12 protein-coding genes are annotated in these 12,569 nt (G+C 68.3%); 10 read left to right on the top strand and 2 right to left on the bottom strand.

The annotated features are described in order from the left end of the window. Positions 1-7: 7 nt before the first annotated feature. From murC to murB, 3 genes are all read left to right on the top strand, one after another. Positions 8-1,414, top strand: a complete 1,407-nt coding sequence (gene murC, locus B5Y19_RS01335) for a UDP-N-acetylmuramate--L-alanine ligase (protein WP_055728861.1) — start codon at positions 8-10, stop codon at positions 1,412-1,414. A gap of 150 nt (positions 1,415-1,564) precedes the next feature. Further along, positions 1,565-2,008: an endonuclease domain-containing protein gene (locus B5Y19_RS01330; protein ID WP_079591011.1), complete on the top strand. Its 444-nt coding sequence runs from the start codon at positions 1,565-1,567 to the stop codon at positions 2,006-2,008. Positions 2,009-2,012: 4 nt separating this feature from the next. Then, entirely contained in the window at positions 2,013-2,939 is a 927-nt protein-coding gene (gene murB, locus B5Y19_RS01325) for a UDP-N-acetylmuramate dehydrogenase (RefSeq protein ID WP_055728862.1), read from the top strand. Here the strand turns inward: murB and B5Y19_RS01320 are convergent. Both B5Y19_RS01320 and B5Y19_RS01315 read right to left on the bottom strand, forming a co-directional pair. Continuing rightward, the gene (locus B5Y19_RS01320) at positions 2,914-3,807 is read right to left on the bottom strand and encodes an EamA family transporter (RefSeq protein WP_055728863.1); all 894 of its coding nucleotides are present in this window, start codon (positions 3,805-3,807) and stop codon (positions 2,914-2,916) included. The genes murB and B5Y19_RS01320 overlap by 26 nt on opposite strands. Before the next feature lie 33 nt (positions 3,808-3,840). Next, a complete protein-coding gene (locus B5Y19_RS01315) occupies positions 3,841-4,425 on the bottom strand; it encodes a nitroreductase family protein (RefSeq protein ID WP_055728864.1) in 585 nt (194 codons plus the stop codon). A 110-nt stretch (positions 4,426-4,535) separates the two neighbouring features. On the opposite strand from B5Y19_RS01315, the gene B5Y19_RS01310 reads away from it, so the two are divergent. The 7 genes from B5Y19_RS01310 to B5Y19_RS01280 all read left to right on the top strand — a co-directional run bounded on the left by B5Y19_RS01310 (position 4,536) and on the right by B5Y19_RS01280 (position 12,525). Next, positions 4,536-5,033 carry a MarR family winged helix-turn-helix transcriptional regulator gene (locus tag B5Y19_RS01310; protein WP_055728865.1) on the top strand — a complete coding sequence of 166 codons (498 nt, stop codon included), beginning with the start codon at positions 4,536-4,538 and terminating at the stop codon, positions 5,031-5,033. A gap of 92 nt (positions 5,034-5,125) precedes the next feature. Beyond that, on the top strand, positions 5,126-6,040 hold the full coding sequence (locus tag B5Y19_RS01305; RefSeq protein ID WP_055728866.1) for a D-alanine--D-alanine ligase: 915 nt from the start codon (positions 5,126-5,128) through the stop codon (positions 6,038-6,040). Between the two features lie 5 nt (positions 6,041-6,045). Beyond that, entirely contained in the window at positions 6,046-7,008 is a 963-nt protein-coding gene (locus B5Y19_RS01300) for a cell division protein FtsQ/DivIB (protein ID WP_244555444.1), read from the top strand. A 32-nt stretch (positions 7,009-7,040) separates the two neighbouring features. Beyond that, positions 7,041-8,336 carry a cell division protein FtsA gene (gene ftsA, locus B5Y19_RS01295; protein WP_055728990.1) on the top strand — a complete coding sequence of 432 codons (1,296 nt, stop codon included), beginning with the start codon at positions 7,041-7,043 and terminating at the stop codon, positions 8,334-8,336. Between the two features lie 157 nt (positions 8,337-8,493). Next, positions 8,494-10,182 (top strand): cell division protein FtsZ, encoded by a 1,689-nt coding sequence (gene ftsZ / locus B5Y19_RS01290; protein WP_055728868.1) that lies wholly within the window; start codon positions 8,494-8,496, stop codon positions 10,180-10,182. Between the two features lie 304 nt (positions 10,183-10,486). Beyond that, a complete protein-coding gene (lpxC, locus tag B5Y19_RS01285) occupies positions 10,487-11,434 on the top strand; it encodes a UDP-3-O-acyl-N-acetylglucosamine deacetylase (protein ID WP_055728869.1) in 948 nt (315 codons plus the stop codon). A 152-nt stretch (positions 11,435-11,586) separates the two neighbouring features. Then, positions 11,587-12,525 carry an outer membrane protein assembly factor BamD gene (locus tag B5Y19_RS01280; protein WP_079591010.1) on the top strand — a complete coding sequence of 313 codons (939 nt, stop codon included), beginning with the start codon at positions 11,587-11,589 and terminating at the stop codon, positions 12,523-12,525. Positions 12,526-12,569 lie beyond the last annotated feature (44 nt).

The following is a 12,569-nucleotide window of genomic DNA, read 5'->3' as shown; positions in this document are numbered from 1 at the left end:
CAGGACCATGAAGCTGCCGCCGAAGCTCGGCTCCATCCATTTCGTCGGCATCGGCGGCATCGGCATGTCCGGCATCGCCGAGGTGCTGCACAATCTCGGCTACAAGGTGCAGGGCTCGGACGCCTCCGACGGCGCCAACGTCAAGCGCCTCGCCGACAAGGGCATCACCACCTTCGTCGGCCACAAGGCCGAGAATCTCGGCGAGGCCGAGGTCGTCGTGGTCTCGACCGCGATCAAGCGCGACAATCCCGAGCTGCTCGCGGCCCGCGAGAAGCGCCTGCCGGTGGTGCGCCGGGCCGAGATGCTGGCCGAGCTGATGCGCCTGAAGAGCTGCGTCGCCATCGCCGGCACCCATGGCAAGACGACCACGACCTCGCTGGTCGCGACGCTGCTCGAGAAGGGCGGGCTCGATCCGACGGTGATCAATGGCGGCATCATCAACGCCTATGGCACCAATGCCCGCATGGGCGAGAGCGACTGGATGGTGGTCGAGGCCGACGAGTCCGACGGCACCTTCCTGAAGCTGCCGGCCGACGTCGCGATCGTCACCAATATCGACCCCGAGCATCTCGATCATTTCGGCACCTTCGACGCGATCAAGGCGGCGTTCCGGACCTTCGTCGAGAACCTGCCCTTCTACGGTTTCGCGGTGATGTGCATCGACCACCCCACCGTGCAGGGCCTGGTCGGGCAGATCACCGACCGGCGCGTCGTCACCTATGGCGAGAACCCGCAGGCCGATTTCCGGCTGATCGACATCGATCTCTCGGGCGGGCAGGCGCAGTTCACGCTGCTGATCCGCGACCGCAAGACTGGCCGCGACGAGGTGATCCGCGATCTCGTCATGCCGATGCCGGGCCATCACAACGCGCTCAACGCCACCGCCGCGATCGCGGTCGCCTATGATCTCGGCATCCCGGTGCCTGTTATCCGCGAGGCGCTCGCCGGCTTCGGCGGCGTCAAGCGCCGCTTCACCAGGACCGGCGAGTGGAACGGCGCGCTGATCTTCGACGATTACGGCCACCACCCCGTCGAGATCGCCGCCGTGCTGAAGGCGGCCCGCGCCTCGACCAAGAACAAGGTCATCGCGGTGGTGCAGCCGCATCGCTACACGCGCCTGTCGAGCCTGTTCGACGATTTCGCCGCCTGCTTCAACGATGCCGACACGGTGATCGTGGCCGATACCTATGCCGCCGGCGAGGCGCCGATCCCCGGCGCCGACCGCGATTCGCTGGTCGCCGGGATCAAGGCACGCGGCCATCGCCATGCGCTGCCGCTGGAGAGCTCCGACAAGCTCGCCGGCATGGTGGCGGAGCTGGCGGGACCGGGCGACTACGTCGTCTGCCTCGGCGCCGGCAACATCACGCAATGGGCCTATGCGCTGCCGGGCGAGCTCAAGGCGTTGAAGGGATAGGGACGAAATCCTTCTCCCCTCGGGGGAGAAGGTGGCCCGGCGAAGCCGGGTCGGATGAGGGAAGACGAGGTGAGACGCAGCGAAGATGCCCTCATCCGTCTGCTTCGCAGCCACCTTCTCCCCCGAGGGGAGAAGGATCGCGCCTGCTTGATGAAAGGCACGGCCTTGCATCGGAGGAATTCATCTCGGACCCGCGATCTCGCCCGCGACCAGCGCGGCGAGCCGACGCGTGCTGAGGCTCTGTTCTGGCAGGCTGTTCGCAACCGCCGTTTCGCCGGCCTGAAGTTCAAACGTCAGATGGCGATCGGCCCTTATGTTGCGGATTTCTGCTGCTTCGAGCAGAAACTCATCGTCGAACTCGATGGCGAGCCGCACGAAACCCTCGAAGCGCGTACCAGGGATGCGATCCGCACGGCCTTCCTGAAGGGGGAAGGCTATCGGGTCTTGCGCTTTCCCAATGAACGCGTGCTAGGAAACCTCGAATTCGTCCTGCGCGAGATCGCGAGCGCTCTCTGTCTCGCCAGGCATCCCTCATCCGACCCGGCTTCGCCGGGCCACCTTCTCCCCCGAGGGGAGAAGGGTTCGTGCGGTTAGCCCCATGTCCTTCCAAGACCTTTCCTCCGATATCCGCGCCTCGGCCCCCGACCTGCGGGGGCGGCTTCTCGCCAATCAGGACCTGTCGGGCCTGACCTGGTTTCGCGTCGGCGGCCCCGCGCAGATCCTGTTCACGCCGGCCGATGACGAGGACCTCGCCTATCTGCTCTCGAAGCTGCCCGAGGAGATCCCGGTCACGGTGATCGGTCTCGGTTCGAATCTGATCGTGCGCGATGGCGGCATTCCCGGCGTCGTCGTCCGGCTCGGCGGCAAGGCCTTCGGCGAAATCAAGCTGGAGACCGGCGACCGGCTGCGGGCCGGCACGGCGGTGCCGGACGTCAAGGTGGCGCGCGCGGCGGCCGATGCCTCGCTCGAAGGGCTCGCCTTCTATCGCGGCATTCCCGGCTCGATCGGCGGGGCGCTGCGCATGAATGCCGGCGCTCATGGCGGCGAGACCACCGACGTGCTGGTCGAGGCGCGCGGCGTCACCCGCAAGGGCGAGATCGTCACGCTGAGCCATGCGCAGATGGGCTTCACCTATCGCAACAGCGCGGCCTCGACCCGCGACATCATCTTCACCTCGGCCCTGTTCCAGGGAAGGCCGGGCGACCAGACGCTGATCCAGGCCGAGATGGACCGGGTGACGCAGGCGCGCGAGGCGGCCCAGCCGATCAAGGAGCGCACCGGTGGCTCGACCTTCAAGAACCCGGAGGGCGGCAAGGCCTGGAAGCTGATCGATGCCGCCGGCTGCCGTGGCCTGCGCGTCGGCGGGGCGCAGGTCTCGGAGATGCACTGCAACTTCCTGATCAACACCGGCGGCGCGACGGCCGCCGATGTCGAAGGGCTCGGCGAGGAGGTTCGCCGCCGGGTCAAGGAGAACTCCGGCTTCGAGCTGCAGTGGGAGATCAAGCGGCTCGGGGTCGCGGCGTAGCCGCGGCCGCTCCAGCCGCGCGGCGGGAGAGCAGCATTCCCGCGATCGTCGAACCCAGGATGATCGCGATGCCCAGCAACTGCATCCCGCCGAGCCACTGGCCGAGCAGGACGGCGCCGAGGATGGTCGCGACCGTCGGGCTGAGCAGCCCAAGAAACGCGACGCTGCTACCCAGCGCGGTGATGCCCCTGACCCAGAGCCAATAGGCGAGGGCGGTGCCGATCAGAACGAGATAGCCGAGCCCGAGCCCGTTCAATGCGGTCGGCAGCGGCGGCGGGCCTTCGACCAGCAGCGCCACCGGCAGCAGGACGAGCCCGCCCAGCGTCAGCTGCCAGGCCGCCAGCGCCAGCGGCGAACCCATCCTGCCCCAGCGTTCGATCAGCACGGTCCCGGTCGCCATGGAGGCGGCGCTGGCGAGGCCGGCGGCGATGCCGACTGCATCGAGCTTCGCATGCGGGTCGAGCACCAGCAGGGCGACGCCGACGAGGCCGGCGAGCGCGGCGATGATCTGCCCGCGGCCCGGGCGCCGGCCGAGCAGCGGCCAGGCCAGCAGACCGACGATCAGCGGCTGGGTCGAGCCGACCGTGGCGGCGAGCCCGCCCGGCAGCCGCGCGGCGCTGACAAAGAGCAGCGCGAAGAACACGCCGATATTGGCGAGACCGAGCACGGCCAGCGGCAAGAGCCTGTCGCGCGGCGGCAGGCCGGGACCGAGCGCCATCAGCAGCAGGCCGGCGGGCAGGGCTCTCAACGCTCCGACGAGAAGCGGATGATCCACCGGCAGCGTCTGGGTGAAGACGATGTAGGTCGAACCCCAGAGGCAGGGCACGAGGATCGTGGTCAGCAGGGTTCGGTTCAGGCCGAGCGGCATGGCAGGCTCCCGGAGCGGGCGACGCGGTGGCGATCAGGCGGGGAAGCGCCCGGCGAAGGCGGTCTCCGCCAGCGGGCGGCGCTGGCTCGGCTGCTCGCGCTCGCGCAAGGCCGGCGGCAGGGTATCGGGCGCGCCGCGGCGGCCGATCGCGACGGCGACCTCGATGCGGAAGCGGCCCGGCACGGCGAGTTTCTTGCGAGCGACGGCGTAGTCGAGACCGGCCATGGCGTGGGCATGATAGCCCAGCCGGGTCGCCTGCAGGGCGAGCTGGGACCAGGCCGCGCCGGTGTCGAAGCTGCGCAGCGCGGATGGCTGGGCCTGCGCATCGGCGATATTGGCGCCGGCATCCGACAGGACGAAGACGAGGGCCGCGGCATTGTGCGCCCAGCCCTGGTTGAAGCTGTCGAGCGAAGCCAGGAAATCCGGCCAGTGCGCGTCGTCCCGCAGGGCGTAGAGAAAGCGCCAGGGCTGCTCGTTATAGGCGGAGGGCGCCCAGCGTGCGGCCTCGAGCATCGTCAGCAGGGTCCGCTGATCGACGGGCTCGGGCCGGAAGGCGCGGGGGGACCAGCGGTCGAGGAAGACCGGGTCGATCGGGAAGGCGGCTGTCCTCGATTCCATGGCGATGTCCCACGCGGCTTGCTCCCTCGGGAGCGAGTGTTATTATAATTCGACATTAGATATTTTGATATCGAATTATTCGATGTCGCATAATTAAGCGGAGCATGAAAATGAGTCAAGGCGTGCCGGCTGGTCAGGGTGGGCCGATGGATTCGATCCTGGCGCAGTGGCGGCGCGAGCGGCCCGATCTCGATTCGAGCGTCATGGCCGTCTGCGGCGATCTCTGGCGCGCGGCCGACCGGGTTCGCGACGGGGTTGCCGCCAATCTCGCCGGCGATGAACTCGATCTCGCCGGCTTCGACGTGCTGCTCACCCTGCGACGGCAGGGGAAGGGGCGGGCCTTGTCCCCCTCCGAGCTCGCGCAGGACATGATGATCTCGACCTCGGCGATGACGAACCGGCTCGACCGCCTGCAGAAACGCGGGCTGATCGAGCGGCGGGCCGATCCGGAGGATCGCCGGGCATTGCGCATCGTGCTGACCGAGGGAGGCTTCGCGCTGGCGGACCGAATCGTCGCCTCGCATGTTGCGACCGAGGAGCGTCTGGTGAGCGCGCTGACGCCGGAAGAGCGTGCGCAACTGCGACGGCTGCTCGCCAAAATCGGTTGAACCCGAGGTCGTTAACGACCGCGGGCTTATGGTTAACGGGCTGTTAACCATCTCCGGCTGAGGTACGACCATCGCGTCGAACGAGGGCCGGCATGACCAAACACGTCGCAGTGCTGATGGGGGGATGGTCCGTTGAACGGGAGGTCAGCCTCAACAGCGGTGCGGCCTGCGCGCGAGCCCTGGAAGGGCAGGGCTTCCGCGTCACCCGCATCGACGTGCAGCGCGACATCGCCGAGGTCCTGGCCAAGCTGAAGCCGGACGTCGCCTTCAACGCCCTGCACGGGCGCTTCGGCGAGGACGGCACGATCCAGGGCGTGCTCGAGATCCTGCGCATTCCCTACACCCATTCCGGCGTGCTCGCCTCGGCGCTCGCGATCCGCAAGGACCGGGCGAAGACGGTGGTGCAGGCGGCCGGCGTCCCGGTCGCGGCCGGCGTCAACGTTTCGCGTTTCGCGGCGGCGAAGGCCCATGTCCTGCCGCCGCCCTATGTGCTCAAGCCGATCGACGAGGGCTCTTCCGTCGGCGTCGTGATCGTCAAGAAGGGCCGGGAGCATCCGCCCCAGGAAATCGCCCGGCCGGACTGGCCTTGCGGCGAGATGCTGCTGGCCGAAACCTTCATCGCCGGACGCGAACTGACCTGCGCCGTGATGGGCGAGCGGGCGCTCGGCGTGACCGAGATCAAGGCCGCCACGGGCGAGTTCTACGACTACGATGCGAAGTACGCGAAAGGCGGCTCGATCCACATCTGCCCGGCTCAAATTTTACCGAAAATTTACCAGCAGATCGAAGAGTGTGCGTTAACGGCGCATCAAGCAATCGGATGCCGGGGCGTCAGCCGATCTGACTTCCGCTACGACGACGAGACCGACACGCTCGTCTGGTTGGAGGTCAATACGCAGCCCGGGATGACCGAAACCAGCCTGGTGCCCGAACTGGCTGCCCATGCGGGTCTGAATTTCGGTGAGCTCGTCAAATGGATGGTGGCGGACGCCTCCCTCGATCGGTGAAAGCGATGACGGCGAAACCCGTTTCAGCACAGCGACGTAGCCCGGCGATGGTGCCGGCTGCACGCCTGCCGGTCCGGCACGCCGGGCCGCAGCTGCTCGTCGGCGAGCGGCAGGGCCGCTGGATGCGCCGCACGCGCCGCAGCGCCATCGCCGTCCCGCTGTCGCAGCGGTTGCCGCAGAGCCTCGGCACCTGGCTCGCGCTGGGCTTCCTGACGCTCAGCCTCGGCACCGGATTCGTCACGGGCGGCCACTGGCAGACCCTGCAGGACAATTACGGCGAGCCGCGCCACATGCTGGCCCGCGTGCTCGGCTTCGGCATCGACCGCGTCACCATCTCCGGCCTGTCGGGTCTCTCGGAGCAGGAGGTGCTGGTCGCGGCCGGTATCGATTCCAAGACCTCGCTCGTGTTCTTCGACGCCGACGAGGCCCGCAAGCAGCTCGAGGCGACGCCGCTGATTCGCGAGGCGACGGTGCGCAAGCTCTATCCGGGCGAGGTCTCGATCGCGCTGACCGAGCGCGAGCCCTACGCGTTGTGGCAGGTCAAGGGGGAGCTTTTCGTGATCGCGGCCGACGGCACGGTGATCGACAAGATGGATGACGGCCGCTTCGCCTATCTGCCGCTGGTCGTCGGCAAGGACGCCAACAACCGCGCCGGCGAATATCTCGCCCTGCGCAACCAGGCCGGCCCCTTCGCCCAGCATATCCGCGCCGCGACCCTGATCTCGGGTCGCCGCTGGAACCTCAAGCTCGACAACGGCATGGATGTGCGCCTGCCGGAGGTCAAACCGGAAGCGGCGATGCAGCGCCTCGTCTCGCTGGAAGGCGACTTCCGCGTCCTGGAGAAGGACGTGCTCGCCATCGACCTGCGCCAGCCGGACCGGGTGGTGATGCGGCTCTCCGAGGAGGCGGCCGCCGCCCGCGCCGACCAGCTGAAGAGCAAGGGCAAGAAGAAGGGAGGCGAGGCGTGAACCACGTCACCTCCCAGGGCCTGACCCCCCGCATGCGTCCGCTGTCGTCGCGCAAGAGCGCGACCTTGTCGATTCTCGACATCGGCACGAGCAAGGTCGTCTGCCTGATCGCCGAGCTGAACCCGGCCGAGGCCAACGAGCGGCTGCGCGGACGCACCCATGTCGCCCGCATCATCGGCATCGGCCATCAGCGCTCGCTCGGCCTGAAGGGCGGCGCGATCATCGACCTGGAAAGCGCCGAGCGCGCCATCCGCGCCGCAGTCGACGCGGCCGAGCGGATGGCGAAGGTCGAGGTGCAGTCTGTCATCGTCAACCTGACCGGCGGGCGCATCGGCTCGCAGCACTACGCCGCCAGCGTCGATCTGCGCTCCGGCTCGGTCGGCGACAGCGACGTCAAGCGCGTGCTCGCCACCGCCGCGACCCATGCGATCCGCCCCGGCAAGGCCGTGCTCCATGCGCTGCCGACCGGCTATGCGCTGGACGGCGTGCCGGGCGTGCTCGATCCGCGCGGGCTGATCGGCGGCAAGCTCTCGGTCGACATGCATGTCGTCGCCAGCGAGGCGGCGGCGGCGCGCAACGTGATGCTCGCGGTCGAGCGCTGCCATCTCGAGGTCGAGGCCGTAGTGGCGACGCCCTACGCTTCGGGCCTTTCGGTCCTGGTCGACGACGAGGCCGAGATGGGCGTCGTCGTGGTCGATCTCGGCGGCGGCACCACCAGCCTCGGCGTCTTCTCCGGCGGGCATCTCGTCCATGCGGACGCGATCGCGGTCGGCGGCAACCACATCACCATGGACGTGGCGCGCGGCCTCTCCACCCGCGTCTCGGCGGCCGAGCGGCTCAAGACCCTGCACGGCTCCTGCATCTCCAGCGCTTCCGACGAGCGCGACATGATCGCGGTGCCGCAGGTCGACGACGACGAGCGCGACATGCCGAACCATCTCGCCAAGTCGCATCTCGTGCGGATCATCAAGCCGCGCGTCGAAGAGATCCTCGAGCTGGTCCGCGACCGGCTGACCAATGCCGGCTTCTCGGCCCAGGCCGGGCGGCGCGTCGTCCTCACCGGCGGCGCCTGCCAGCTCACCGGCCTGCCGGAAGTGGCGCGGCGCGTGCTGGGCGGACAGGTCCGCACCGGCCGGCCGCTCGGGATCAAGGGCCTGCCGGAAGCGGGCAAGGGCCCGGCCTTCTCGGCGGCGGTCGGCCTGCTGGTCTACCCGCAGGTCGCCCATGTCGAGCATTTCGAGCCGCGTGCGGCCGGTGCGCGCTACTTCGCGACCGGAACGGATGGCTACTTCTCGCGTGTCGGGCGGTGGCTGAAGGACAGTTTCTGATCATGGCGCGGAAAAGTGGGTACCGGTTTTCCGCACCAGCCATGATCGAGAATTGAGTGAGTACCGGCCCGACCTTCGCCGGCGGGCCACGGCGTCAAACGTAGCAATCGGGACGGCTCCCGCCAGGCGCCGGACAAAGGGATCAAAAGAGGCAACCATGGCGATGAATCTGCAAGCCCCGGACATCCGGGAACTGAAGCCCCGGATCACGGTCTTCGGCGTCGGTGGCGCCGGCGGCAATGCGGTCAACAACATGATCGAGGCCGGCCTCGACGGGGTCGATTTCGTCTGCGCCAACACCGATGCCCAGGCGCTGGCGCTCTCGCGCGCCCCGCGCATAATCCAGATGGGCCTGCAGGTCACCGAGGGCCTCGGCGCCGGCTCGCAGCCGGAAGTCGGCCGCGCCGCGGCCGAGGAGGTCATCGACGAGATCCGTGACCATCTCGCCGGCGCCCACATGGTCTTCATCACCGCCGGCATGGGCGGCGGCACCGGCACGGGTGCGGCTCCCGCCATCGCCCGCGTCGCCCGCGACATGGGCATCCTGACCGTCGGCGTCGTCACCAAGCCGTTCCAGTTCGAGGGCCAGCGCCGCATGCGCATGGCGGAGGCCGGCATCGGCGAGCTGAACGAGGCGGTCGACACCCTGATCGTGATCCCGAACCAGAACCTGTTCCGCGTCGCCAACGAGACCACCGGCTTCGCCGACGCCTTCGGCATGGCCGACCAGGTGCTCTATTCCGGCGTTGCCTGCATCACCGACCTGATGGTCCGCCCCGGCCTGATCAACCTCGACTTCGCCGACGTGCGCGCCGTCATGCGCGGCATGGGCAAGGCGATGATGGGCACCGGCGAATCGCAGGGCGAGAAGCGCGCGCTGACCGCCGCCCAGGCGGCGATCAACAACCCGCTGCTCGACGACGTCTCGATGAAGGGCGCGCGCGGCCTGCTGATCTCGATCACCGGCGGGCGCGACATGAAGCTCTATGAGGTCGACGAGGCCGCCACCCGCATCCGCGAGGAGGTCGATTCCGAGGCCAACATCATCGTCGGCGCTACCTTCGACGAATCGCTCGAGGGCACGGTCCGCGTCTCGGTCGTCGCCACCGGCATCGACAAGCCCGTCTCGACGCAGGCCGAGGTCGACGAGACCGAAGCCCGCATCGCCCAGGTCGCCGAGCGCCTGAAGCAGGAAGCCCGCCTGCGCAGCACCGCCGCCGCTCCCCGCCCGGTCGCCCAGGCGGCTCCGCCGGCGATCGAGACGGTCCGCGCCGCCCCGGTCGCGGAGCCCGCCCCGGTCGCGCCGATGGCCCAGGACATCCGGATCGAGCCGGTGCAGCCGCGCCCGGTGATGGCCGCCGCCCCGGCGCCCGAGCCCGTCCACCATGCCGAGCCGAGCCTGCATTTCGACGAGAGCTTCATCCCGCCGATGCCTGAGCGCGCGGTCGTCCGCCCGACCCGCATGCCGCGCGTCGAGGACCTGCCGGCCCCCGGCCAGGCCCAGCTCGCCGCCCATCGCGGCGCCCAGCCGGCGCCGCAGCCGCCGAGCGCCATCGAGCAGAAGCGGATGTCGCTGATGCAGCGCCTCGCCTCGGTCGGCTTCGGCCGCAAGGACGAGGAGCACGTCGAGCCGCAGCAGGCCCCGGTCCGGCAGGCTCCGCAGGCGCCGATGCCGCAGGCCGCGCCGCCGAGCGCTGCCCATGCCGAGTATATGCGCCGCCCGGCGCAGCCGGTTTCGCGCCCGGCGCAGGGGCAGCTCGACCCGCATGGCCGAGTCGCTCCCGCCCGCAACAGCGAGGAGGATCAGCTCGAGATTCCGGCCTTCCTGCGCCGCCAGGCGAACTGAGTCGCCACCCTCTCGGGACGGTTCTGTAACAGATCCCGCCGCGGTCTTTCCGCGGCGGGATTTTGCGTGTTAGAAAATCGTTATCTTTCAGCGTGTTACATTTTCCGCTCACGGATGTTTCCGCTGTAACACAGCGAAAGAAAGCGTGATTTTGAGGGGCTGTCGCAAACGCTTATGTTGCAGCCGCATCAAGAGGATAGCACCGCCGGGCTGACCCGACGTCACCCTCGGAAGACATCGCCGGCGGCAGTCCCTGCGCAGAGCGGGTTCGGAACGGCTCAGGCGATCAGGATTGGATAGCGGAATGAACTTCGATCGGCAGACGACCTTGCGGGCAGCCGTGACCCTGACCGGCATCGGCGTTCACTCCGGCGCCCCCGCCAGCATCTGCCTGAAGCCGTCCAGCGCCAATTCGGGCGTCGTCTTCCTGCGCACCGGCATCGAGGGCATGCCGCCCCAGCTCATCCACGCCAAGCACACCAAGGTCAGCGCCACCGAACTCTGCACCGTGATCGGCGACCGCGGCCCGGCCTCGGTCTCGACCATCGAGCATCTGATGTCGGCCTGCTCCGGCCTCGGCCTCGACAACGTGCTCGTCGAGATCGACGGACCCGAAATGCCGATCATGGACGGCAGCGCCACCGAGTTCGTCGCCGCGATCGAGGCGACCGGCATGGTCACGCTCGCTGCGCCGCGCCGCTATCTCAAGGTGCTGCAGCCCGTTCGTATCGAGAATGGCCGCGCCTTCGCCGAGCTGATGCCGGCCGAGCAGGGCTTCCGCCTCGATGTCGAGATCGATTTCGACACCGTCGTGATCGGCCGTCAACGGAAGATCTTCGACCTCGACGCCAAGGCCTATGCCAGCGAGATCTCGAAGGCGCGCACCTTCGGCTTCATGCGCGACGTCGAGCAGCTCTGGAAGGCCGGCTTCGCGCTCGGCGCCTCGCTCGACAACACGGTCGCGATCGGCGAGGACAAGGTCATCAACCCCGAGGGCCTGCGCTATGGCGACGAGTTCGTGCGCCACAAGGTCCTCGACGCGATCGGCGATCTCGCGCTCGCCGGCTACCCGATCATCGGTGAGTTCCGCTCCTATTGCGGCGGTCATCGCATGAATGTCCGCATCCTGGAGGCGCTGTTCGCCGACCGCGCGAATTTCGCGATCGTCGAAACCCAGCCGGTCTTCGCCGCGCCGCGCGCCGTGCAGATGGCTGCGGTCGCTCCGGCCGCCTTCGCCCCCGATCTCCACTGAAAGATCGCCGCAGGGCGCTTTTCGCCTTTCCTTCGCCGGGTTTTTGTCCCAGATGCCGCAACGCTGCGGAATCGTGCCACAACCGGCTTTCGGCAGTGGCGCCCGCAAAGCGTCTGAGGTAAGGCATGCATCCCGCCAGCAGGGACGATCGAATGAGGACGGACGACGTGAGCGTGACGCGGCAAGGGCTTCCGGCAAACCATCGCGGTCTCTCCCCGCGCAGGGGCATCGCCCTGGCGCTGGGCACCGCCTTGCTGCTCGGCGGGTGCGACACGCTCTCCTCGCTGAACCCCTTCGACAAGCCTGAGGTCTATAAGCCGGACATGACGCCGCCGACGCCGGCGGACAAGCTCTACAACGAGGGTCTCGCGCGCCTGCAGAGCGGCGACAGCGAAGGCGCCTCGAAGAAGTTCGAGGACATCGACAAGTCCGCGCCGTTCTCGCCCTATGCCCGCAAGGGCCTGCTGATGACGGCCTACACCAATTTCCAGGCGTCGAAATGGGAGGAGGCGATCACTGCCTCCAAGCGCTTCATCGCCCAGAACCCGGCGAGCCCGGACGCGGCCTATGCGCAGTACATCCTGGCGATGTCCTACTACAACCAGATCCCGGACGCGACGCGCGACCAGGAGCGCACCGCCCAGGCGATCCAGGCCTTCGAGGAGCTGCTCGCCCGCTATCCGAAGTCGGAATACGCGCTCGACGCCAAGGAAAAGCTCCTGGTGGCGCGCGACCAGCTGGCCGGCAAGGAGATGAATGTCGGGCGCTACTATCTCGAGAAGCGCAACTACACCGGCGCGGTGAACCGCTTCCGCGAGGTCATCATCAAGTACCAGACCACGCGCCATGTCGAGGAGGCGCTGATGCGCCTGACCGAGGCCTATATGGCCATGGGCATCACCAACGAGGCGCAGACGGCGGCGGCGGTGCTCGGCCACAACTTCCCTGACAGCTCGTGGTACAAGGACGCCTACAAGCTGCTGCAGAGCGGCGGCCTTGAGCCGCGCGAGGATCGCGGCTCCTATATCAGCCGCGCCTTCCAGGGCTTCTCGCGCACGGTCGGCGGCATCATCGGGATCAACCGTTTCTGACGAGGCGAGGGCCTGTCCTCACCATGGGCGTTGTTCTGATCGGG

This window comes from Allobosea thiooxidans (genome assembly GCF_900168195.1).
Classification (GTDB): Bacteria; Pseudomonadota; Alphaproteobacteria; order Rhizobiales; family Beijerinckiaceae; genus Allobosea; species Allobosea thiooxidans.
The sequence above is the reverse complement of the archived record's forward strand: the minus strand, read 5'-3'. Positions and strand labels throughout refer to the sequence as shown.

What these genes read in the sequence shown, in the direction of transcription:
- B5Y19_RS01300 (WP_244555444.1), top strand. Translation starts at nt 6,046, where the DNA reads ATGACGGCGAAACCCGTTTCAGCACAGCGACGTAGCCCGGCGATGGTG.
- B5Y19_RS01315 (WP_055728864.1), bottom strand. Translation starts at nt 4,425, where the DNA reads ATGGAATCGAGGACAGCCGCCTTCCCGATCGACCCGGTCTTCCTCGAC.
- murC (WP_055728861.1), top strand. Translation starts at nt 8, where the DNA reads ATGAAGCTGCCGCCGAAGCTCGGCTCCATCCATTTCGTCGGCATCGGC.
- B5Y19_RS01305 (WP_055728866.1), top strand. Translation starts at nt 5,126, where the DNA reads ATGACCAAACACGTCGCAGTGCTGATGGGGGGATGGTCCGTTGAACGG.
- lpxC (WP_055728869.1), top strand. Translation starts at nt 10,487, where the DNA reads ATGAACTTCGATCGGCAGACGACCTTGCGGGCAGCCGTGACCCTGACC.
- ftsA (WP_055728990.1), top strand. Translation starts at nt 7,041, where the DNA reads ATGCGTCCGCTGTCGTCGCGCAAGAGCGCGACCTTGTCGATTCTCGAC.
- murB (WP_055728862.1), top strand. Translation starts at nt 2,013, where the DNA reads ATGTCCTTCCAAGACCTTTCCTCCGATATCCGCGCCTCGGCCCCCGAC.
- ftsZ (WP_055728868.1), top strand. Translation starts at nt 8,494, where the DNA reads ATGGCGATGAATCTGCAAGCCCCGGACATCCGGGAACTGAAGCCCCGG.
- B5Y19_RS01320 (WP_055728863.1), bottom strand. Translation starts at nt 3,807, where the DNA reads ATGCCGCTCGGCCTGAACCGAACCCTGCTGACCACGATCCTCGTGCCC.
- B5Y19_RS01280 (WP_079591010.1), top strand. Translation starts at nt 11,587, where the DNA reads ATGAGGACGGACGACGTGAGCGTGACGCGGCAAGGGCTTCCGGCAAAC.
- B5Y19_RS01310 (WP_055728865.1), top strand. Translation starts at nt 4,536, where the DNA reads ATGAGTCAAGGCGTGCCGGCTGGTCAGGGTGGGCCGATGGATTCGATC.
- B5Y19_RS01330 (WP_079591011.1), top strand. Translation starts at nt 1,565, where the DNA reads ATGAAAGGCACGGCCTTGCATCGGAGGAATTCATCTCGGACCCGCGAT.